The sequence below is a fragment of the Melioribacteraceae bacterium 4301-Me genome, from assembly GCA_041538185.1.
GTDB classification, from domain to species: domain Bacteria; phylum Bacteroidota; class Ignavibacteria; order Ignavibacteriales; family Melioribacteraceae; genus Pyranulibacter; species Pyranulibacter aquaticus.
Map to the genome: position 1 here is coordinate 32,251 of JBGORM010000003.1, position 23,400 is coordinate 55,650.

19 protein-coding genes are annotated in these 23,400 nt (G+C 33.0%); 10 read left to right on the forward strand and 9 right to left on the reverse strand.

Going from position 1 to position 23,400, the window contains the following annotated elements; all coding sequences use genetic code 11:
* Positions 1 to 46: 46 nt before the first annotated feature.
* From ABRY23_06130 to secA, 3 genes are read right to left on the reverse strand one after another with little or no spacing between them, the layout of a single operon-like run.
* On the reverse strand, positions 47 to 2,407 hold the full coding sequence (locus ABRY23_06130) for a tetratricopeptide repeat protein (protein ID MFA3782629.1): 2,361 nt from the start codon (positions 2,405 to 2,407) through the stop codon (positions 47 to 49).
* A gap of 22 nt (positions 2,408 to 2,429) precedes the next feature.
* Positions 2,430 to 2,768 (reverse strand): P-II family nitrogen regulator, encoded by a 339-nt coding sequence (locus ABRY23_06135; protein MFA3782630.1) that lies wholly within the window; start codon positions 2,766 to 2,768, stop codon positions 2,430 to 2,432.
* Between the two features lie 8 nt (positions 2,769 to 2,776).
* Complete coding sequence (secA, locus tag ABRY23_06140) at positions 2,777 to 5,839, reverse strand: preprotein translocase subunit SecA (GenBank protein MFA3782631.1); 3,063 nt, start codon at positions 5,837 to 5,839, stop codon at positions 2,777 to 2,779.
* Positions 5,840 to 6,270: 431 nt separating this feature from the next.
* Between secA and ABRY23_06145 the strand changes: the two genes are divergently transcribed.
* Entirely contained in the window at positions 6,271 to 9,105 is a 2,835-nt protein-coding gene (locus ABRY23_06145) for a hypothetical protein (protein MFA3782632.1), read from the forward strand.
* Positions 9,106 to 9,181: 76 nt separating this feature from the next.
* On the opposite strand, the gene ABRY23_06150 is transcribed toward ABRY23_06145, so the two are convergent.
* From ABRY23_06150 to greA, 6 genes are read right to left on the reverse strand one after another with little or no spacing between them, the layout of a single operon-like run.
* The gene (locus tag ABRY23_06150; GenBank protein MFA3782633.1) at positions 9,182 to 10,306 is read right to left on the reverse strand and encodes a DUF4837 family protein; all 1,125 of its coding nucleotides are present in this window, start codon (positions 10,304 to 10,306) and stop codon (positions 9,182 to 9,184) included.
* A 55-nt stretch (positions 10,307 to 10,361) separates the two neighbouring features.
* On the reverse strand, positions 10,362 to 11,039 hold the full coding sequence (locus ABRY23_06155) for a diacylglycerol/polyprenol kinase family protein (GenBank protein ID MFA3782634.1): 678 nt from the start codon (positions 11,037 to 11,039) through the stop codon (positions 10,362 to 10,364).
* The gene (gene ftsH, locus ABRY23_06160; GenBank protein MFA3782635.1) at positions 11,017 to 13,113 is read right to left on the reverse strand and encodes an ATP-dependent zinc metalloprotease FtsH; all 2,097 of its coding nucleotides are present in this window, start codon (positions 13,111 to 13,113) and stop codon (positions 11,017 to 11,019) included. Before ftsH ends, ABRY23_06155 begins: the two co-directional genes overlap by 23 nt.
* Positions 13,114 to 13,127: 14 nt before the next feature.
* Complete coding sequence (gene hpt, locus ABRY23_06165; protein MFA3782636.1) at positions 13,128 to 13,688, reverse strand: hypoxanthine phosphoribosyltransferase; 561 nt, start codon at positions 13,686 to 13,688, stop codon at positions 13,128 to 13,130.
* The gene (gene tilS / locus ABRY23_06170; GenBank protein MFA3782637.1) at positions 13,676 to 15,037 is read right to left on the reverse strand and encodes a tRNA lysidine(34) synthetase TilS; all 1,362 of its coding nucleotides are present in this window, start codon (positions 15,035 to 15,037) and stop codon (positions 13,676 to 13,678) included. Before tilS ends, hpt begins: the two co-directional genes overlap by 13 nt.
* 52 nt (positions 15,038 to 15,089) lie before the next feature.
* The gene (gene greA / locus ABRY23_06175; GenBank protein ID MFA3782638.1) at positions 15,090 to 15,560 is read right to left on the reverse strand and encodes a transcription elongation factor GreA; all 471 of its coding nucleotides are present in this window, start codon (positions 15,558 to 15,560) and stop codon (positions 15,090 to 15,092) included.
* A gap of 386 nt (positions 15,561 to 15,946) precedes the next feature.
* Between greA and ABRY23_06180 the strand changes: the two genes are divergently transcribed.
* The 9 genes from ABRY23_06180 (at position 15,947) to ABRY23_06220 (ending at position 23,300) form a co-directional block, all read left to right on the forward strand.
* Entirely contained in the window at positions 15,947 to 17,089 is a 1,143-nt protein-coding gene (locus tag ABRY23_06180; protein ID MFA3782639.1) for an acyl-CoA dehydrogenase, read from the forward strand.
* A gap of 29 nt (positions 17,090 to 17,118) precedes the next feature.
* Positions 17,119 to 17,577, forward strand: a complete 459-nt coding sequence (gene yidD / locus ABRY23_06185; GenBank protein MFA3782640.1) for a membrane protein insertion efficiency factor YidD — start codon at positions 17,119 to 17,121, stop codon at positions 17,575 to 17,577.
* Positions 17,578 to 17,680: 103 nt separating this feature from the next.
* The gene (locus ABRY23_06190) at positions 17,681 to 18,457 is read left to right on the forward strand and encodes a tetratricopeptide repeat protein (protein ID MFA3782641.1); all 777 of its coding nucleotides are present in this window, start codon (positions 17,681 to 17,683) and stop codon (positions 18,455 to 18,457) included.
* Between the two features lie 12 nt (positions 18,458 to 18,469).
* Positions 18,470 to 19,312, forward strand: a complete 843-nt coding sequence (locus ABRY23_06195) for a hypothetical protein (GenBank protein ID MFA3782642.1) — start codon at positions 18,470 to 18,472, stop codon at positions 19,310 to 19,312.
* Positions 19,309 to 19,737, forward strand: coding sequence for an ACT domain-containing protein (locus ABRY23_06200; GenBank protein ID MFA3782643.1), 429 nt, complete (start codon positions 19,309 to 19,311; stop codon positions 19,735 to 19,737). The genes ABRY23_06195 and ABRY23_06200 overlap by 4 nt, the downstream gene beginning before the upstream one ends.
* A gap of 66 nt (positions 19,738 to 19,803) precedes the next feature.
* Entirely contained in the window at positions 19,804 to 21,165 is a 1,362-nt protein-coding gene (locus tag ABRY23_06205; GenBank protein ID MFA3782644.1) for a PFL family protein, read from the forward strand.
* 78 nt (positions 21,166 to 21,243) lie between these two features.
* A complete protein-coding gene (locus ABRY23_06210; protein MFA3782645.1) occupies positions 21,244 to 21,852 on the forward strand; it encodes a LemA family protein in 609 nt (202 codons plus the stop codon).
* A gap of 35 nt (positions 21,853 to 21,887) precedes the next feature.
* The gene (locus tag ABRY23_06215; GenBank protein MFA3782646.1) at positions 21,888 to 22,601 is read left to right on the forward strand and encodes a YgcG family protein; all 714 of its coding nucleotides are present in this window, start codon (positions 21,888 to 21,890) and stop codon (positions 22,599 to 22,601) included.
* A 366-nt stretch (positions 22,602 to 22,967) separates the two neighbouring features.
* Positions 22,968 to 23,300, forward strand: coding sequence for a 4Fe-4S dicluster domain-containing protein (locus ABRY23_06220; protein ID MFA3782647.1), 333 nt, complete (start codon positions 22,968 to 22,970; stop codon positions 23,298 to 23,300).
* The last annotated feature ends 100 nt before the right edge of the window (positions 23,301 to 23,400 follow it).

A 23,400-nucleotide genomic window follows, 5' to 3' on the forward strand; every position in this document is an offset into this window, starting at 1 on the left:
AAGTTCTAAGTGGTCTTTTTGATGATTGTAAATTTAATGAATTAAACTACTTTCTGTAAAAAAAATTTTTCTTCTTGGTTGTATCAACTTTACTTTTGTTTTCAATTGCTTCTTTTAAGGTGTCTTTCTTTGTTTTACTAGTGTCGTACTTAATTAAATTTTTTATTTCTTGTTTGGGTTCATCCTTAAGGCTCTCTTTTTGCGAAACAATTGAACTATCTATTTCAGGTTTCTGTCTAGAATCTTTTTCTTCTATGGGCAACTTTTTATCATTGATTGATTTCGATTGTTGGTTTTTTAGGGAATCACTTGCTGAATTACTTGCAGAACTTTGCAGTGAATCTTGTTTAGGTTTTTGTTTTTCAGCTTCCTTTAACTTTGTTTCTTTCTCATACTCCTGCAATTTTGCCTGCACTGTTCTGGCATAATCTGTAATAGAATATTTTTTAACTAGTGTATCGTATATAGCCGCAGCTGAATCATTTTTTGCTAATGCGTCTTCGTAAATCATTCCAATAGCCAATAGAGATTTAGGAGCAAAAGCAGATTTGGGGTATTCCAAGTAAATGTTGTAATAATCATTTATTGCGGAAGCGTATTTTTTATCAAAATATTTTTTTTCTGCTTCAATGAAAAGTTTTTCCGCCGGGTCGGTACTGGATTCAACTTTAACCTTTCCTAATTTTTTAGCCACTTCAGAATGGAGAGGGCTTTTCTCAAACTGGTTATAAATTATTGTGTAAATACTATCTGCCAATTCCTTTTTATTTTCAATTTCGTAATAAGAAGCTATTGCATAGTAGGCTTTGTCAATAATTGTTTTATTGTTAGGATTATCAATTATTTTTTGGTAGTAATAAAATGCTGAATCTGGCAAATTAAATTCAGTAAAGAAAAGGTTGCCCAAGTCATAGTAATTTTTACAAAGCAGAGCATTTACAGAGTCTTTAGAAATTGCTGGTTTTACAGGCTTAATTAATCTGCCTTTTTTAACGACCTCTAAAATATCAGGTGTTGGGTTCGATTGTAATTTTTGCTGTGCCCAATTGATTGCTGCCTGCAGCTTTTGTGCCTCTAAAGTTTTTAATTGCGTTTCACTTAAATCCGGATTGTTAACCACATTTCCCATTTGTTGCGGGAATTGTCTTTGACTTTGGATTCTCTGTTGTTCTTCATCTTGAAGTTCCATAAGTTTTCTTGCAGTAAGGTAATAATCAATTGAATCTCTCTCGTATGCAATCGGGTCATTAATGTAGCGGAGCTGGTCAGTAAAATTTCTAATATTATCTCTAATCCCAAAATACTTATTAAATAACACTACCTTTACTGTAGAAGTATCTTTTAATTCCCTTTTTGCTAAAGATGAAGTGGTTTTTGCATAATACTTTTTAGCGCTATCATAATTAGCTATTTTAAATTCGTAGATTTTTGCTATATCATAACTTGCTTGACCACCATATTCGGTTTTGCTATATGTTGAATCAACAGATGTTAGGATTTGCAGTGCTTTATCAATTTTATTTTGATCATAATATAGTTCACCAATAGCTAAATTAATTCTGTCCAAGAAATTTTTAAATTTGTTATCGTTTTTCAAATTTTCCAGTTCAGAGAGACTTTCATCAAGTTTATTGAGTTGAATTAAAAGTTGCGCATGTTCGAACTTGCTGTTAAACTCAACGTCAAAAGTTGGCGAGTAATTTTCAACCAAAGAAAACGCTTCAGCGGCTTTATCGTAATTTTTAATTTTTTCATAAATGACACCAAGTTGATAAGCTACCAAAGCGTTCATTTCGTCGTCTTTTGAATTCTTCAAATATTCTTTAGCAGTTTCTGCTGCCTCGTCATATCTTTCTCTATAAATTAAGAAAGAGATTCGTTCAATAGATGCTTCAGTATAAATCTTTCTGTCATTTTCTTTCAACGCACTTGCAATAGTTGAATCTATGAGCGCAAGTCCCTCATCAAAGTTTCTTAATTGGAGTTGTGTTTTAGCAAGCCACAGTTGGTTATCAAGGAGGTAATTATTTTCTTTTACTGAAGAAAGTTCAAGAAATTTGCGTTGTGCTTTTGCAAATTCACCTTGATAATAAAAAGCTTTGCCAATTATAAAAAGTGCATCTTGAAAGTACGAGGATTCTTTGTTGAACTGCAAAATTTTAGAGCACTTTTCAATAACTTTTGTTAAATCTTGTTTTTGTTGATTTGTAATTGGCAATAGCTTGAATTCGAAAGGGTCTTTAATAGCTTTTTGAATATCACTTTCTACTTGATTGAATAAAGTGGAGGCATTGTAATAGGTATTAAAATAAACAGTAAAATTCTCCCAAATGCCGCAAGAGCTAAGTCCAATTAGAAATGCAACAAAAGTAATTATTTTCACGAGGTGAAAATTTTTATTGGTCATATACTAGTCTCATCGCAAGATTTTACAGAGCTGCTCCGCCAGATTCCCCAGTTCGTATTCTTACAGCGTCTTCAATGTTTGAAATAAAAATTTTGCCATCTCCTACTTGACCAGTCTTAGCAGTACGTAAAATAGTATCTACAATTTTTTCGGCTATATCATCTTCAACTATTATTTCTATTTTTATTTTTGGTATAAATTCTATTTGATACTCACTTCCCCGATAAGTTTCCTTGTGACCTTTTTGCCTGCCATAGCCACGAACTTCTGTAATAGTCATTCCGCGAATTCCTTCATCTAAGAGAGCTTCTTTAACCTCATCGAGTTTGAACGGTCTTATTAAAGCTTCAATTTTTTTCATATATTACCTTAGGAAAGTTTTCCATGACAGTTTTTATATTTTTTACCACTTCCACATGGACATGGGTCGTTTCTTCCTACTTTTGCTTCCACGCGGACTGGTTGAGGTTTACCTCTACGAACTGCTTCACCATCACTTGGCTGCAAATGTAATCCCATATTAGTAACGTTATCTTTAATGGCACTGATGCGTTGAGCTTGAGCTCGTCTTCTTGTTTGAACTTCATCTGGCATTTGAGGAAAGAATTTAAAGACAAAGGAAATAACTTCATTTCGGATTTGTTCAAGTAAGTTTACAAACAATTTAAATGATTCTGCTTTATATTCAAGGAGTGGGTCCTTTTGTCCATATGCTCTTAGTCCTATTCCTTCTTTGAGGTCATCCATTTCTCTTAGGTGTTCTTTCCATTTTTCATCTATAACGCTTAAAACGGCATATCTTTCGAGACGCGCCATTAATTCATGGCCTAACATTTCCTCTTTTCTCTCATAAAAATCTATCGCAGCGTGCATTATTTTCTCTTTTACGCCGTCTTTCCCAATATCCTGAAAAACTTGAGGCTCAATTCGAAAATCGACTAATAGGTGTTGAAGAATTTCATTATGGATAGCTTCAATATTGCCATCATCATAATACTTGTCAACTAAATCTGTAATATACTCATCAAGGTAATCGAGAATCTCGTCTTTTAATCTTTCGCCTTCAAGGGCTTGCCTTCTTCTTGAGTAAATCACTTCTCTTTGTTGGTTCATTACATTATCAAATTCAAGCAATCTTTTTCTAATGGCGAAGTTGTTTTCTTCAACCTTTTTTTGGGCTCTTTCTACAGATTTAGTAATAAGCGGATGCTGAATCGCCTCCCCCTCTTGCATTCCCATTCTACCCATTACACTAGTTATGCGATCGCTTCCAAATAATCTCATCAGGTCATCTTCGAGGGAAATAAAAAACTTAGATGTGCCTGGGTCACCTTGGCGGCCAGCACGACCTCTTAATTGTCTATCGATTCGTCGCGATTCGTGGCGTTCTGTACCGAGTATATACAAACCACCTTTTTCTTTTACACCTGCACCAAGTTTAATATCGGTACCTCTGCCAGCCATGTTGGTTGCTATTGTTACTGCTCCTGGTTGACCTGCATATGCAATTATTTCTGCTTCTCTCTGATGCTGTTTAGCATTAAGCACGTTATGTGGTATTCCCTGCCTTTTGAGCATTCTGCTTAATGTTTCAGAAACTTCTACACTTGTAGTACCAACTAAAACTGGTCTTCTTTGCTCTCTTAATTCTTTAATCTTTTCTATTATTGCGTTGTACTTTTCTCTTTTAGTTCGGTAAATTGCATCGTCTTCGTCAATTCTTGCTACTGGTTTATTGGTCGGTATTACAACAACTTCTAATTTATATATTTCATAAAATTCTGACTCTTCAGTTTCTGCTGTGCCAGTCATTCCTGCCAGTTTTTTATAAAGCCGAAAATAATTTTGCAGTGTTATTGTAGCTAATGTTTGAGTATCCCTTTCTACTTTAACTGATTCCTTAGCCTCAATAGCCTGATGAAGTCCATCTGAGTATCTTCTTCCGGGCAGAATACGTCCAGTGAATTCATCTACTATTGCAATTTTGCCATCTTCTGTTACTACATATTCTACATCTTTTTCAAATAATGTGTAGGCTTTCAATAATTGATTTATTGTGTGAATCCTATCTGATCTTTCACTATAAATGTGGTAAAGTTCATCTTTCTTTTTAATTTTTTCTTCGGGTGTGAGAGATTCATCATTTTCGATTTTACTAATTTCTAAGCCAAGGTCTGGCAGTACAAAAAATTCCTTACCTTCGGGTGTTCCTAAGGCAAGTTCTTCTCTTCCTTTTTCGGTTATATCGATTTGATTATTTTTTTCTTCAATTGCATAATAGAGCTCCTCATCGATTTCAGGCATTCGTTTAGCATTTTCTTTAAGGAATTCCAACTCTGTCTGCTGCATTAATTTTTTATTCTCAGCTTCGCTAAGCAATTTTAGCAATTTTTTATTTTTAGGATGTCCTCTGTGTGCTCTAAAAAGATAAATGCCTGCTAATTCTCTGTCTTTACTATTGCCTGAATTCAGTAGTGCTTCAGCCTCGTTGACAATGTTAGCTACAAGATTAGCTTGTTTTCTAAAAAGTCTTTCAACTTTAGGTTTCATTTCGTCGAATTTATGTTCAGCTACTTCAACTGGTCCAGAAATAATAAGCGGAGTTCGTGCTTCATCAATTAATACTGAGTCGACTTCATCAACAATTGCATAATTGTGCCCTCTTTGAACACAATTTTCTTTTGAGATTGCCATATTATCGCGTAAATAGTCAAACCCAAACTCGTTGTTAGTGCCGTAAGTAATATCGCAATTGTATTGTTTTATGCGCTCTTGACTGTCCATTGTATTTAATATACAGCCTACGGTAAGTCCATGAAATTTATAAATTTCTCCCATCCATTCAGAATCTCTTTTGGCAAGGTAGTCGTTGACAGTCACTAAATGCACACCTCTTCCCGTTAAAGCATTCAAATAAATAGGAAGGGCAGCGACAAGAGTTTTACCTTCGCCGGTAGCCATCTCTGCAATTTTGCCTTGATGAAGAACTATTCCGCCTATCAATTGGACATCGTAAGGAATCATATCCCATGTAATTTTGTTTCCAGCAACTTCCCAAGTTTTGCCAACGAGTCTACGACAAGTATCTTTCACAACTGCAAATGCTTCCGGGAGTATTTCATCTAATATTTTATTATACTTTTCATCTAATTGAGACTCAAGTTCTTCTATCTTATCGTATATCTCATGCTTACTTTCTGCTAAAGTATCTTCTTTTAACTTGGCTTTCAGTTGCTCAATTTGTGTTCTAAGTTCTTGTGTTTCAGAATTTATTCGATTTTTAAATTCAACAGTTTTTTGTCTAAGTTCATCATCCGTGAGGTCTTTAAGAGTCTCATAAATTTCATTTATTTTATCAACGATAGGATATAATTCTTTAAGAGCACGCGTATTTTTATCACCAAAAATCTTTTTTACTACTTTTTCAAACATCAAAATCTCCTTGTTTTTCAAAAATTAAAGTTAAATAAAGGGCTTCTGAAATGCAATGAAACGTATTTTTCCAAGTCCACTCTAAATCCACAGTCCCAACCCAAATTTTTAACCAAAAAAATTTACCTTGCATCTGTTGCTAAGGGACATTCCCAATAATTTTTTTTGAGTTATTATAACACGCAGTAAAATATTAGTTTCAGTTTTGATTTAGTTAGTTGGGAATTTTCAAAAGAAATAAATTTGGCATTGGCTGCCATTATCGTAAGAATGAACCAATTTCTGTTTATTTAAGGTTATCTCTGCTTGCTGTGAAAAACAAGTTCATGCAAAAGTGATTTTTTATCTTTTGAAATTTGTGAGATAATAATTTTGCTTAAGCTATATAATTCATCAAAAAATATTATTTTTTATTTACAAACATTTTTTGAATGACAACAGTAAAACAAATAACAAACTGTAACTTGGAAAAAAGAATAATAGAGTTTTCAAAACAATTTATTGAAAAACTGATTACTTACACAGAAGGTTTTTTCGATTCTGTAAAATTTGAAAAACTGCTTTCCACATTCGAAAAAGAACTTAATAAGTATTGTTACGATAAAACAACTGAATCTAATCTCCTCAGAATTTTTAACTCCCTTTTTGACAAAGTATCATTCTTTAATGACTGCATTAATTATCCTCATCATGCAGAAATAGTTTATGCAATTGCAGCAAGCAGTAATTATTTAACAGATATTATTGTACGCAACCCAGAATATTTATATCAATTATTTGACCAAAGCTATTTAAACTCACAGTTGGAAGAAAACTCCTTGTTAAATGAAATAGCAGAAGGACTTGGTAAATACAAATCCCTTGAAGTAAAGTTAAATTTATTAAGACAAGTTAAAAAAAGATATATACTACGGATTGGACTTGCAGATATTCTTGGTATAAAAGGCTTGGAAGAAACAATAGCACAACTTTCTATCTTAGCAAAGGCAATCAATAAAATTTTGTTTGATTTATGTTACACAGAAACTCTAAAAAAATATAAGGTTGAGCTTGACGAAGAAAAATATTGCTTAGTTTCGTTAGGTAAATTAGGTGGCAATGAAATTAATTACAGTTCCGATGTTGACCTAATTTTATTCTATGAAGATGATTTTTATCCTAAAATTAGTTTAGCTAAAAGTTACAGTGAAATTTTATCCGAAGCTGCACTTTTATTTATAAAATCATCAACAGAAATTTCTGAAAGAGGTTATATTTATCGAGTCGATTTTAGATTAAGACCCGACGGAAAGAATTCTCCAATTTGCCAATCATTGAGTGATTATCTCAGATACTACGAAACGAGGGGAGAGGATTGGGAGCGTCAAATGCTTATTAAAGCAAATTTTGTCTGCGGCAGTCAAATACTTTTTGAAAAGTTTAAGAATTACTTAACTCCTTTTATATTTCCGTCAAGTTTTATTGTTTCACCAAAAGAGCAAATAAGAAAACTAAAATATAATATAGAACAGAACCTTAGTGAAAAGGAAAATGTTAAACTCTTTTCGGGAGGTATTAGAGATATTGAATTTTCTGTCCAATTTCTTCAGTTATTAAACGGTGGTAGAAATCCCGAGCTGCGTACAGGTAACACATTAAAAGCAGTTAACCTACTAAGCCAGTTAAAATTACTTAGTGATGAAGAAACCAGTCAGCTTACAGGCTCATATATTTTCTATAGAAAAATTGAGCATTTTTTACAGTTAATGAATGACACGCAAACGCATACAATACCAAAAAACAAAGAAATACTTTGTAAGCTAATAAATTATTTGGGCTTAGCTGATGAAAATGAATTCTATTATTTAGTAGAAAAAAACAGAAAAGAGGTTAAAAAAATTTATGAATCAATCTTAAGTGAAGATAAACTTGATTTAGAAAGAATTGATTGGGGAAAAATAAAATTTGCGAATCTAAAAACTGCACTACGGAACTTGAGTTTTTTGCAGACTGGGGTAGGCCTGCTGGAGAAGAAAGAGTTCGACAGCAGAACAATTGACCTGTTCAACAAAATTTCAAAAACACTTTTTAGATTTCTTGAAAAATCTGTTAACCCAGATAAGACTCTCGACAATTTAACAAAAATAATAAGAACAACTACTTTTCCATCGCTATGGTATAATGAAATGACTAATAATACATTTTTTAAAAATGTATTGAAAATTTGCGAGCGAAACCAAAAGGCAATTGACCTCTTGTTTACTGACAAAAATTTAGGCGAACATATACTAACCCATTTTGTTTTTATAAAAAAAATTGAGAACCACTTTTCTTATTTAACAATCAGACAGTTGATTTTTATCCTTTCTATACAATATTCAATGAATTTAATTAACCACCGAAAAGTTTCAAAGTATCTTACTGAATTTTTGAGAATGATAATTATTAACAAATCTTCTGAGCTGAGCCTTAAAGATGAATATTTTATTGCAGGACTTGGAAGTTTTGGAACAGGTGAACTTACTTTCAACTCCGATATTGATTTAATAATTGTTAATAAAAATGAAGACCTTTTATCCGAAGCCAACAAAGTTTTTCAAAAGTTTTCACAAGATATAAAAATTCAACTATCCCCCTTTCAAGTTGATTTTCGTTTGAGACCAGAAGGTAAAAGTAGTTATATCGTGTGGGACATAAACAATTACATTGATTATATAAATAAGCGAGCGAGAGTATGGGAGTTTCAAGCATTATCAAAAATTAAGTTTATTTGTGGTAACAAACGTCTTTATAATAAGTTTATTAAATATATAAACGAAAAAGTTAGAGAAATTCCAGTGGATATTCTTTCAAAAGAAATAAAAGAAATGCATGAAAGAGCTGAGAGTAATTTTCAATCAGTACTAAAATCTTCTTTTAACTTGAAAAAGGGGCGGGGTGGTTTGTTAACAATCGACTTTATCCTGTCTTTCCTATTACTAAAAACACATCATAACTTGAACAAAAGTTTTGGCCTAAGTACTGTAAAACGAATTCGACTATTTACTAAAGAATTGCCATACGAAGCAGGAAGTAAAATCTTACTTAGTAATTTTAATTTATTTAAGAACATTCTACTTGCAAACCAAAATTTGTTTAACAGCAGCTCACAAAATATTCCAGCCGATAAGCTACAAAAGAAAGAGTTGTATAGTTTCCTTCATTTCAAAAATGAAAATGAATTTGAGGAGGCATTAAACAAAGCGATAAAAACTACAATGGATATATTTGCGCAGGTAGTTAAGTAAATCCGCAAAAATTATGACTGATGTTTCTGTATAAAATAATGAGTTACAACAATTTATTGCTTAGCCGCTGAATTTATTATTGTTTTTCATTTTGTTTAGGGTAATAGCTTAAAATATCTTGTTTTTTGTCTTTGCTTAATTCACTTTCTGTCATAAAAGAACGAAGTATAACATCTACCTGTTGAATTAGAGATTTTTTGTAATACTTAGGTGCATAAATTGAACCGTCAAGCATATATATTCTTTTAGTCTTAGTATCATAAAAAACATAATTGACAAAAGGTCCCCCCATACTTTTATCATCCATTCTCCACAGACCTTGAGTCATAAGAGCATATCTGCCAAGAAAATTTACTTCTTTTGTAGTTATGTAATCGTCTGAAATTTCTACATAGCTTTTATTATCGCTTGTTCGGTAGAATTTTTTTGTCAATCGATTACGTATAGCGTAAACTGAATCTCGATTAAGGTCTTCTGGCGATGCATTATCTTTCCAGTAAATAAAAATCCATCTTTCCATATCTGAACCCGGTGCTCTGCGCAACCAGACAAAATGGTCGTTAGGAACATTTAATGCCAACAAATAGTCAGCTTGTACGTATATCATCCAGCCATAATCTTTAAGAAATTTTGCTTCAATGTCTTTCTTTTCGTATCTGGGGTTGTATAAACTTTTAAAAAGTCGATCATCAGATTCTTTTTGGAAATAGTGGAGTAAATTTTCGCTTTGCTTTAAAATACTCTGATTTAATTTTTCTAATGTAGGAGCTGTTAAGAACATAACTAACTGGCCGTCAGCCCATAAGTTATATTTATTTATAACAGTGACTGAATCTTCATTAACAAGTTGTTTAACCTTTGGATCTAAGATCGAATTAATGTACTTAGAAGTTTGGGAGTTAGAATTTAGAGGAGCAATTATTATTATGTTTTTAAAAACTTTCAGGTTGTCAAGTTCAGATAAATTTTTTCTTTTCAAATTGAACAATATTTCAGGTTGTGGAGTATAAATCACCTTGCTAAATACAGTCAGCAATGAACCTTCAAGGTCATAATATTCTGATGAATCAGCAATCACGTAAATATCATCTTCGCTTCCAACGGCAGGCTTTTTTTCGTTGCATGCAGAAAATAAAAGGAGAGTTAGTGCAACTATCAAAAGAAAAGTGAAAGTGTGAGCTTCTAGTAATTTTATTTTCATACTGACCCGGTTAAATTTTATGAGTTATACAAAAAATGCCTTTTATTGTTTCAAATTAGTTTGGCACGTTTAAAAGTACTAAGGGTAAATTAGGAAAAAGAATTGTGTATAAAATCCACATTGAAATTGCGACGCTAATCGGGATAGTTAAATTATCGTCTGCCCAGCCAAAGCTTATATTTTCGACAATGGCGCCTATTGCTACAGCAATAAAACCAATTAGATATTCTAAGGGACTCCCATTGATTTTTGGAGTAAATAAGATAACAATACTGGAAAAAAAGAAAAAAGCAGCTGTACCCTCAAGACTTTTACTAAGAAATTTAGTACGTCCGAATCTTCTACCAACTAAAGCAGCGGACAAATCACCAATAATTAGTACAGCGAAAGCAGTAATTGCTAAAGGTTTTGGGAAAAGTAAAATTACAAGAACAGCTGAGATAAGCACGTAAGTAGCGCCATTTAAGTTCTTTTTAGTATTATCCTTTTCATGTTTACGCAGCATGAATCCAAAGACCTTATAAAAAAATTCGCTAAAGGCGCTGTTAAAATATCGGGCAAGGTCTATGATTAAAGATAGAAATGCAAGGGGAACCAAAATGCTGAGTGCTAATTGTTTACTAATGAAATAATAAACAATTGGAATAGACAACGAACAAAGATGAATAGCTTTTCTTAAAATCTCACTTTTATAGTCAATATGGCCATTATCAATTGCTGGTATCTTTCGCATTATTTGTCTGTTTTTCAGATTCTCTCTTTTTTTTCTCTTCAATTAATTTTTGAACATGCTCAGGAATTTCTTTTTCATCTGACTTTGAACCATTTCTCTTCACAGGCGGCAATTCTTCGCCTTTAATTATTTTTTCTATCTCTTCAGAATCGAGTATTTCTCTTTCTAACAATTCTTTAGACAGCTTATGTAATAAATCTATATTATTTTTTAGTATATTTTCAGCACGCTCCATGCATGTAACAACTATTTTTTTAATTTCACTATCTATTTCTTGAGCAGTTTTTTCGCTGAAGTCTTTATGTTTAGTAATTTCTCTGCCCAAGAAAATTTCTTCCTCTTTAGCGCCGTAAGCTAATGGTCCAAGTTTTTCACTCATACCCCATTCACATACCATTTTTCGGGCGATATTGGTAGCTTTTTCAATATCATTACCTGCACCGGTAGTATATCTGTTAAAAACTATTTTTTCAGCAGCTCTGCCGCCGAGTGCATAAGTTATCATAGCTTCCAAATACTCTTTGGAATAAGTGTGTTTTTCATCCACAGGCAGGTAAGTGGTAACTCCAAGTGCGCGTCCACGAGGAATTATTGTAACCTTATGAACAGGGTCCGCTTCTGGAATCATTCTTGCTACGAGTACGTGTCCAATTTCATGATAGGCAGTTACCTTTTTTTCTTCTTCAGAAATAATAAGGCTCTTTCTCTCCATGCCCATCATTACTTTATCTTTAGCTTCTTCGAAATCGTCCATACTAACTTTCTTTTTATTTTTCCGTGCAGCAAGTAAAGCTGCTTCGTTGACCATATTTGCAATTTCGGCACCAGCTAAACCCGGTGTTCCTTTAGCTAGTACTTCCAAATCAACATCTGAATCTAAAGGTATTCTTCTTGTATGTACTTTAAGGATTCCTTCACGTCCTTTAACATCGGGTCTATCAACAACTACTTGGCGATCGAATCTTCCGGGTCTTAATAATGCGGGGTCTAAAACATCGGGTCTATTTGTTGCAGCGATAATGATAACGCCGCTATTTTGCTCGAAGCCGTCCATTTCTACCAGAAGTTGATTTAGGGTTTGTTCGCGTTCGTCATGGCCGCCTCCTAATCCAGCGCCTCTATGTCTGCCAACAGCATCAATTTCATCAATAAAAATTATACATGGTGCATTTTTTTTACCTTGTTCAAATAAGTCACGTACACGGCTTGCGCCAACTCCAACAAACATTTCAACGAAATCCGCACCACTTATGGAAAAGAATGGTACTCCTGCCTCGCCGGCTACAGCTCTTGCAAGTAAAGTTTTTCCAGTTCCCGGAGGTCCTAATAGCAAAACTCCGCGTGGGATTTTACCTCCTAATCTTTGAAATTTACTTGGCTCTTTTAAGAACTCAATAATTTCTTCTAATTCTTGTTTAGCTTCATCAGCACCAGCAACATCCTTAAAAGTTACTTTAACAGCAGATTCGGAAATTAATTTTGCTCTACTTTTTCCAAAATTAAAAATGCCTTTAGTTCCACCGGCTCCAGCTTGCATCCTTCTCATAAAAAGAATCCATACGCCAAAAATTATAATCCAAGGTAACAATCCAATAAGAACAGTAAACCATTCATTAGATTCTTTTATGAAGGTATATTTAATTTGTTTTTCATTCCATATTTTAACTTGGTCTTGTATTATTGGGTCAACTAATGTAACCGATATGATTTTTACTGGGGTTAAAGTGCCATGAATATTTATGTTCTCTCTTTCTTTAAGAGTGCCTTCAAATCGATAATCATTAACATCTGTTTTATATATCTTAGCTTCACTTATTTTGTTTTCATTTAGGAGATTTTGATACACATCGTATGTTACTTCAACTGCACTGTTAGAGCTTGACTTCATAAATTGCATTACAATTACAGCTGCAACAATTACTGCGCCCCAGCTAAAGACGGTTCTAATAATTTTACCCCAATCAAAATCACCATCCGGCTTTTGAGGAGAATTAGACCCTTTTTTATTTGCCTTTGGATTATTGCCGTTGTTAGCATTGTTTGCCATATACCATTTATTTAGCTTTAAGTTCATCTAATAATTTTCCTTTATTCACTTAATACATAAATTGATCTTAAATTCCGATATTTTTGAGCGTAATCAAGTCCATAGCCGATTACAAATTTATTTGGAATCTTAAAACCAATATAATCAATTTTAACATCATATTTTAGACTATCAGGTTTAAGAAGTAAAGTAACCACTTTCATGCTTGCTGGTTTATGTTCCATAATTAATTCTTCAATATATTTTATTGATAAACCAGTGTCTACGATATCCTCAACAATTATAATGTGTCTATCTCTAATATCTGCGTTTAATTCTTTAACTAGTCTTACACGTCCGGATGAAATTTTTTCATCTCCATAACTAGAAAGTTTAAAAAAATCGATTTCACAATTAATATTTATATTTTTCATTAAATCTGACATAAAAATGAAAGAACCGTTCAATACTCCTATAAATATAGGAAGTTTTGAGCGATATTCATTAGAGATTTCTTTTCCTAATTCAGCATTTCTCTTTTGGATTTCTTCTTCGCTTAGAAAGGGTATAAATTTCTCATCACCAATCCATAATTCTTTTTCATTGTTATTTACGCTGTCCATAGTTTTATTATCTTTTTAGTTTTTGAATCAATCTTGTACCTATCGTCTATTCTTAAACCAACCACCCATACTATGTTGTTCCTATTAACAAGCACAGGCCATGTTTTTTTTTCTTTTGCAGGGATTTTTTGTTCGTTAAGAAAGTCAGATACTTTTTTAAGATTTTTCATTCCTAATGGAATGAATTTATCTCCCGCCTTCCAACAGCGCAAAACAAAATTTTCTTCAATTTTATCGCCCGAAATAAACTCTACTTTACCGTTAGAAGAAAAATCACCATTAAAATTTTTAGTTTCTTCTAAATGGATTTCTTTGCCATTAAAATTAACAGATTGTCCTATTTTTAATATTTGTTGCTGCTTATCTTTTTCTTGATTCTTATAGATTAAAATTTTATCTCTTTCTCTAAGGGCTATATAGTTGTTGCTCAAATTAATTTTTTTGCCTGTTTGTTTTTCAATTAAAGAAATTAATGCAACATGAACTTTGTATGAGAATTCTATTTTTAGTTTTTCTGTAAAAATTTTTTTTAGAATTTGGCCCAAGTGTTCTTTATCAATCTCATCCAATATTTTTAAGTAAATCGAAATTTCATTCTTTTTTATAACGATAAATTTATCAATTATTCTTTGAACGAGTGTTTCAAAAAGTTTAAGGTTTTCTTCTACTATTTTACTGCTTCTGAATAATGCACTTTCAAATGAGCTATTAATTTTGCTTTTAATTAATGGAACGATATTATTTCTGATAAAATTTCTTTTGTAGTCGTCCGTGATATTTGTACTGTCTATTCTATAATTAATTTTATGTTTGTCCAAATACTGGATAATTTCCTTTTTGCTTAAGCATAAGACTGGTCTAATTATATTTTCTCTTTTAATAGGAATACCAGCAATTCCGTTTATACCTGTGCCAGAAAATAAATTTAATAGGATAGTTTCAGCATTGTCATCGAGATTATGAGCGGTAAGAATTTTATTAAAGCCGTGTTTATCAGCATACTTTTGCAGGCTATCGTAACGTAATTTTCTTGCGGCTTGCTCAACAGATATTTTGTTTTTCTTTGCGTAAGCGCGAACGTTAACTTTAACAGATGAAAATTGTATAGATAAATCACTGCAAATTTTTTTGCAAAATTCCTCGTCGTTATCAGCCTCTTTCCCTCTCAATTTATGATTAACATGAAAAGCGGCAAGCTTTACATTAAATTTTTTTTTGTACTTGTTTAGGAAAAAAAGTGAAAAAATAGAATCTGGTCCGCCGCTAAGTGCAATCAAAATTGAATCACCCTTTTCTATTAGGCAATTATCATCAATAAACTTTAATACTTTTTGTTCTATAGACTTCATCAAACATTAATAATTTAGAGAATAGAAGATTGCGAAAAATCTATTTATTGAATTATTCAATTGACAAAATCTCAAATCTAATTATACCCGCTGGCACTTTGGCTTCTACAGTTTGTCCCACTTTAACACCCATCAATGCTTGTCCGACCGGTGATGATATGGAAATTTTTCCTTTTTCGAGGTCAGCTTCTTCTGGAGAAACTAATGTGTATCTAAATTTTTTCTTATTGTTCAAATTTAGCACTTCAAGAGTAGAGAGAATGTGGGACTGGTCTTTTGGCATGGCTGATAAATCTACAAGACGTGCCCTAGAAAGGATGTCTTCCAGTTTACTAATTTTCAGTTCGAGTAAACCCTGTTCCTCTTTTGCTGCGTCGTATTCTGCATTTTCCGAGAGGTCGCCATGAGAACGAGCCTCTGCAATTCTCTCTGCCATTTTTTTCCTGCCGTTGTTTTTTAGTTCTGCCAATTCTTTTTCCAATTCGTGCATTCTTTCCTTGCTTAGATATACAAAGTTGCTCACAGTAAAACTCTCCTTTTAGTGGATAAAAAAAATTGCCACTGTCCGTCAACAAAAGGACTGTGGCACTGAAAACTTAATGATTTTTAGAAAAGGATGCAATATTAATTCACAGTATATCTTACTAATTGTAATAACTCTTTAGAAATGCAATGAAATAAAATATGAAATTAGGGTTCACAAAAGTAATACTTCAAATAATATTCGATGAAGAACTTGTGCTTTATCACCTTATGAATTGAGTATTTTTAGAATACCACATATTGTTATTTATAAGTTTCATTGCAAAGAAACCATGAATAATTTATTTTTAGTATTAAATGATATCCCAAAAGGAATCATTGTACAAACAAATTACCAAAAGTAATTTTTAAAATAAGAGGTTGAAAATGAATTTTGATTTTACAGAAGAACAACTGATGATTCAGCAAACCGCGAGAGAATTTGCGGAATCCGAAATAGCGCCTTCAGCAGTTGAAAGAGACAAAAACGGAGAGTTCCCTAAGGAAATAGTAAAGAAATTAGGTGAACTTGGCTTTATGGGGATGATGGTTTCACCGGAATGGGATGGAGCCGGCTTGGATACTGTTTCTTATGTGCTTGCAATGATTGAAATAAGTAAAGTTGATGCTAGCGTAGGAGTAATAATGTCGGTTAATAACTCACTTGTTTGTTTTGGCATTGAAAAATATGGCAGCGATTATATCAAAAACAAATACTTGAGACCATTAGCTAAAGGTGAAAAGTTAGGTGCATTCGCACTTTCTGAACCTGAAGCCGGCAGCGATGCAACTCAACAACACACTTTAGCCCATAAAAACGGGAGTAAATGGGTTATTAATGGTATAAAAAATTGGATAACTAATGGTACAACTGCTGATTATTTTTTAGTTATGGCTCAGACTGACAGAGAAAAAGCACATCACGGTATAACAACATTTTTGGTTGAAAAGGGTACGCCTGGATTTGCTCATGGCATAAAGGAAGATAAACTAGGAATTAGAAGTTCTGATACCAGTTCATTAACTTTTGAAAATTGTGAAGTGCCTGAGGAAAATATAATTTGGGAAGTTGGGAAAGGTTTTAACTTTGCAATGGAAACATTAAACGGTGGAAGAATTGGTATAGCCGCTCAAGCAGTGGGCATTGCCGAAGCTTCTTTGGAAGCAGCTAAAAAATATTCTAAAGAACGTAAAGCATTTGGTACTCAAATAGCTAATCATCAAGCAATTCAATTTAAACTTGCTGATATGGCACTTAAAGTTGAAGCCGCAAAATTACTTACACTTCAAGCAGCAGCATTAAAAGATGCGGGTAAAAAATTTGTTAAAGAAGCTGCTATGGCTAAATTGTTCGCTTCTCAGATAGCCGTTGAATGTGCTCTTGAAGCTATTCAAATTCATGGCGGCTATGGTTATGTTAGAGAGTACCTTGTGGAAAGATTCCTCCGCGATGCTAAAATAACTGAAATTTATGAAGGTACATCAGAAATACAAAGAATTATAATAGCACGAGAATTGTTAAAAGATTAACTCTATTTCTAAAAACTATTAATTGCTTCATGAAAATTTTTATTTTGTTTTTTTCTCTTGCAGCTGCTGTTTATTCTCAGACAGACTGGGTAAGATGGAGCGGTAAAGAAATCTCTTATGAAATTAAAAATGATATTGGGAAAAATTATTCTATTGACTATTCAAATCTTGAGACGAAATTAATAAGTGCTGCAAAAAATATTTATTACTTCTTAATTTCTGATTTAGATGGCGATAACTGTCCATTTTACCCCACCTGTTCTAATTTTTTTGTTGCTTCCGTTAAAAGTACAAATCTGCTTCAGGGACTACTGATGTTTGTAGATAGATTTACCCGTGATGTTAATCCTGTTAAGGGAACAAATCATTACCCTTATTATATTACAGGAAAACTTTATGACCCTGTTTATAACTATACACTTGATTTTAGTAAAATAAAATATCAACCAGGTGGAATTATTATTGATGAATTTTCTGAAAATAGATAAAATCCATTTATACTCTTTGCTTACATTGTTGTCATTTCTCTTTTGTCCAATATTTACAGAGAATGTTTTTCCCCAAGCCCTAAAGGAAGACTTTTTTTCTCCATTGAATAGATTGAAATTTGCCAACTATCTCTTTTCTCAATCAGATTATTTAAGAGCAGCTGAAGAATATCGTGCCTTTCTTAAAGAGGAGTCAAACGATACGGCAAGATTTAAACTTGCTGAATCCTTATTAAATATTTCTCGTTTTAGTGAAGCAGCCGATCATTTTAAAGAAATTTTTTTTAATAGAGATTTAGGAGACTATGCTAAATTAGAATTTTATCGCTCATTGTTTTTAAGCAGAAATTATTCTTTTTTTAGACAAACTGTTAATCAGGAAAATTATTTGCCTGAAAAATTTTTATTAGAAGTAAAAAGATTAGGTGCAATTTCTTATTTTTTTGATAATATCTCGTTGCCCGACAGTACTGCCTTTTTACAGTATTTTATTAGTGACTCTGTTAAATCAAAAATAAAAGATTTTTATTTGCGGAAAAAATTTCCATCTTATAAAAGTCCCTTAAAAGCCTCTCTTTTATCAGCGGTTTTGCCAGGTTCAGGGAAAATTTATTCAGGTCAAATTAGTGATGGCATTACAGCATTTGTAGCAACAAGTATATTGACATTTTTAGCAATAGATAATTTTAATGCATCGCATAGATTTCGGGGCTGGCTTTTTAGTGGTCTTGCTCTGCTTAGCTATGCGGGAAACATTTATGGTTCGGCTGCTTCGGCTCAACTTTATAATGCAGAAATTAGGTTCAATCTCGATAAAGAAATAAAGTTGTATTTTGAAAAACGAAACTATTTTTTGCCATCAATTGATTTTATTAAATAAGGAACTGGTCTTTTGAAAGTTATTAATCAAAGCATATTTTTCTTAGTATTCATAGCTATATTCACTGATTTATTTTCCCAAAACAAATTGAAATTACAATTTGACTATGCAAATAAACTGTTCGCTGCACATCAATATTTTGATGCTATCACAGAATATAAACGATTACAATTTTTTGATACTGCAAAACAATACGCTTACCAAACAAATTATCAAATAGCTATGTGTTATAAATTGGGTGCTCATTTTGACAATGCTATAAAATATTTTTTTATTTCAGAGCAAAACGCGATTACAACCCAACAGAAATTTAATTCGAAGATTCAAATAATTAGGACCAATATACTAAGAAGAACAACAGAAGAAGCGCTACAATTATTGGATAGTCTCGATAATAATGTTCTGTATGATACAAAAAAAGACACAATTAATTATTGGCGCGGCTGGGCATTTATTTTTGCAAATGAATGGGAAAAAGCAGCAAATAGCTTCGCTAAAATAGATAATCAACATCCGCTAAAAATAATTTGCCAGCGTGTTGATAAAGAAAAATATTCAGTTACTTTTGCAAAGGTAATTTCTTATATTTTGCCTGGTGCGGGGCAAATTTATACGGGGCATATTTTATCTGGCTTGATGTCTTTAAGCTGGAATTTGCTTGCAGGTTATTGGACAGTTAATTCGTTCGTTTCAAATCGCATATTTGATGGCTTTGTAGTTGGTGATTTAGTATGGTTAAGATTTTATAGAGGCAATATTCAAAATGCAGAAAAGTTTGCTGTTCAAAAAAATATTGACATAGCAAATAAAACCCTTCGTTATCTGCAAACACAATATGAGGGTATTAAGCCATGAAGTTAAAAGAAGAAGAAATTAGAAAAATTACGCTCGATACTATTGCCGAATTAGGAGAGGATGCAACCCCAGAATTAGTAAAACAAAAAGTTAGAGAAAAAATTGAAAAACTTGCTGATAACAATATTTCTTTTTCTAAGCCTGATACTTCCTCTGGCCGAGTAATTTTAACTGCATTTGGCTTAAATAAACCAGGCATTGTTGCCGCTATTACAAAATCAATTGCTGAGTCCAACTGCGATATTCAGGATCTTTCACAAAAATTAATGGGTGATTTTTTTACAATGATTATGATAGTAGACCTTTCTACCTCGCCGAAAGATTTGAAAGCCTTGCAAGAAGAAATGGCTAAAGTTGCAGATGAATTAAAAATAAAAATTTATCTGCAACATGAAGATGTTTTTAAATATATGCACCGAATCTAAAATTAAATGTGCGTTAAAAAGTCTTGTTAATAAATTTTCAGTCTAAAACAAATTGTAGCCTGATATATGCCTTACGAATTTGAAGAAATAATTGAAACAATTCGAATGACCGAAATTGAACATTTCGATATTCGAACTGTTACATTAGGTATTAGTCTGCGTGATTGTTATGATAGAAATATTGAAATAGCAAAACAAAAAATTTATGATAAGATTTTGAAATATGGTAAGAATCACGTTAAACTTGCAAAAGAAGTAGAATCGCAATTTGGAATTTCAATTGCTAATAGGAGAATATCTGTTACACCAATTTCAATTCCTTTTGATTCGTTTGGTTATTATGAATTTATTGAAATAGCTAAAATTATGGATAAAGCTGCTGAAGAAATTGGGATTGATTATATCGCTGGCTTTTCGGCATTGGTTCAAAAAGGCATGACAAACGGAGAACGAGAATTGATTAAATCAATTCCCGATGCCATTTCTTCAACTAAAAGAGTTTGCTCAAGCGTTAACGTTGCATCTACTAAAGCTGGTATTAACATGGATGCGGTTCTAATGATGGCAGATGTTATTAAATCCACCGCAGAAAAAACAAAAGAAAATGACTCTATCGGCTGTGCTAAACTTGTTGTTTTTGCAAATGCTGTGGAAGATAACCCCTTTGTTGCCGGTGCTTTTCATGGGGTAAGTGAACCAGAGGTTGCGCTAAATGTTGGTATTAGTGGCCCTGGTGTAGTCTTAGATGCAATTAGAGAAGCTGGTAAGGTCGACCTTCAAATGCTTTCAGAAGTAATTAAAAAAACTATTTTCAAAATTACACGAGCTGGTGAACTAATCGGAAGAAAATTAGCTGAAAAGCTAAATGTAAGTTTTGGAATAGTCGATATTTCTTTAGCTCCAACTCCAGCAGAAGGAGATAGTATTGCGGAAATATTAAAAGCAATGGGAGTCGAAGATGTAGGAGCACCTGGCACCACTGCTGCTCTTGCGATGTTGAACGACTCTGTAAAAAAAGCTGGATTGATGGCAAGTTCTTCTGTCGGCGGCATGAGCGGCGCTTTTATCCCTGTAAGCGAAGATGCCGGCATGATTAAAGCTGCACAATTAGGCCATTTGACAATTGAAAAACTTGAAGCTATGACCGCTGTATGCTCGGTGGGACTGGATATGATTGCTGTTCCAGGTGATACATCATCTGCTACTATAGCTGGAATTATAGCTGATGAATGTGCTATCGGCGTGATAAATGATAAGACTACCGCCGTAAGAATAATACCGGCTTTTGGTAAAAAAGTCGGTGATTTCGTTGACTATGGCGGACTGCTAGGCAAAGCGCCTATAATGAAAGTGAGCCAACTTAGTTGTAATAACTTTGTTGGAAGAGGCGGCAGAATTCCTGCACCCTCGAGAAGTTTAACAAATTGAATCGGAATGATTTCTTGCTGAATTATATTTCCATAAAGGACAGTAAATTTTTTAATGAAAATTATTTGAGGAGGTATAATGAAAAATAAAGGACTATTAATCGGCTGCAGCGTGGGAGCTTTTATTCTAATAATAATTGGAATCTTTGTAATATGGGGAATTAGTACTTACAATAAGCTAGTTAGTTTAAATGAAGGAGTTAATCAAGCGTGGGGACAAGTTGAAAATGTCTACCAAAGAAGAGCCGACCTTATACCAAATTTGGTTGCTACAGTTAAAGGTGTAGCTAATTTTGAAAAGGAAACTTACACTGCAGTTACTGAAGCTAGAGCTCGGGTTGGACAAATAAAATTATCTGCCGATCAATTAAGTGACCCCCAAGCTTTTCAAAAGTTTCAACAAGCTCAAGATAATCTGGGTAATGCTATTTCGCGGTTGTTAGTAGTTTCTGAAAATTATCCCCAATTAAAAGCAAACGAAAATTTCTTAACCTTACAAGCTCAACTGGAAGGAACTGAAAATAGAATAACAGTAGAAAGACAAAAATTTAACCAAGTCGTACAGTCCTATAACACTGCTATTAAAAAGTTCCCAGCTAATTTTATTGCAAATATGACTGGCTTCAGGGAAAAACAATATTTTAAAGCTCAAGAAGGTGCTGAACAAGCACCTAAAGTACAATTTTGAATTCAGAATTCAGAATGCAGAATAAAGGAGTGAAATTGTTTAGAAAATTTTTATTGAGTTGCTTTATCCCATTGTTTCTGTACGCTCAACCAGAGATACCACAGTTGAAGTATTATGCAAATGATTTTACTGGTACATTGTCAAATTCTCAATTATACGATTTGAATTCATTATTAAAATCTTTTGACGATTCAACCTCTACTCAAATTGTATTTCTTATGATACCAACCTTAAACGGTTACCCTATTGAAGATTATACTTATAAAGTTGCGTCAGAAAATAAAATTGGAACTGAAAAAAATAATAATGGTGTGCTTTTTTTTGTCGCTAAAAATGATAGAAAGATGAGAATTGAAGTTGGATATGGTTTAGAAGCTGTATTACCTGATGCTCTTGCAAGTTCAATTTTAAGAAATGAAGTTAGACCTTACTTTATTAACGATGATTATTATGATGGGATTAAAGCAGGGTTAAAAACTATTATAGATGCGACTAAGGGTGAATACAAAAACAGTAAAAAGAACGAAGATGAAAAAATAGGTTTTCCATTTATTTACTTAATTTTGTTCTTGATAATTTTTTTGTTATCTGGAAGGAGAGGCGGCGGATTAGGCACCTGGCTGCTATTAGGTTCTATCTTAGGTAGTAGTGGTAGAAGAGGTGGTGGTGGATTTGGAGGCGGAGGATTTGGTGGATTTTCTGGAGGTGGCGGTTCTTTTGGTGGCGGCGGCGCAAGCGGAAGTTGGTAAAAAAAGATTACTTATCAATTATTGCTTGAAGTTCACTGCTGGTTTTCTTATTATTTGATTGATTTTGAAAAGATGTTTTTAATCCAATTACTTAATTGGCTATTTTTAATCTTGATTAAATAAAGGCTATCCATAGCAGGTTTTTCATGTTTTTGCGCTTTAGTTTTTAAATAAGCTCTATATGTGACAGCTCAGTGAATGGTTACTTAGTTAGGAAATACCTGCCTGGTGTTAAAAAATGATAAGAAATCACTTGCTTTAAAAACTATTTGTAACAAGTGCAAATTTTGAAAAAATAGCTGAGTAAGTAGATTTTTATACTAACATGTCCTTAACTAAACTTTTAATAATACAGGAGATTCTACCATGTCTATTATGATAACTGATGAATGCATAAACTGCGGAGCATGCGAGCCTGAATGCCCAAATACTGCAATCTATGAGGGAGGTGCAAATTGGGAATTAGGTGGAAAAACATATGGTCCTGATGACCCAGCTCCATCTGGTGCAACAGGATTCTTTTCTAACGATTACTTTTATATTGTTCCTGATAAGTGCACTGAATGCGTAGGATTTCATGATGAACCACAATGTGCAGCAGTTTGCCCTGTAGATTGTTGCATACCCGATCCAAAACACGTTGAATCAAAAGAAGAATTATTGGCTAAGAAAGAAAAGCTCGATGCAATGGGAAGATAAAGTTTCCATTTCAATTGAAGTGTAAAGAAAAATGTTTCTAATTTGTTAAAAAAGAGGCTGACTCAAAATTCCAACTTTTTGAGCAGCCTTTTTAGTTTAT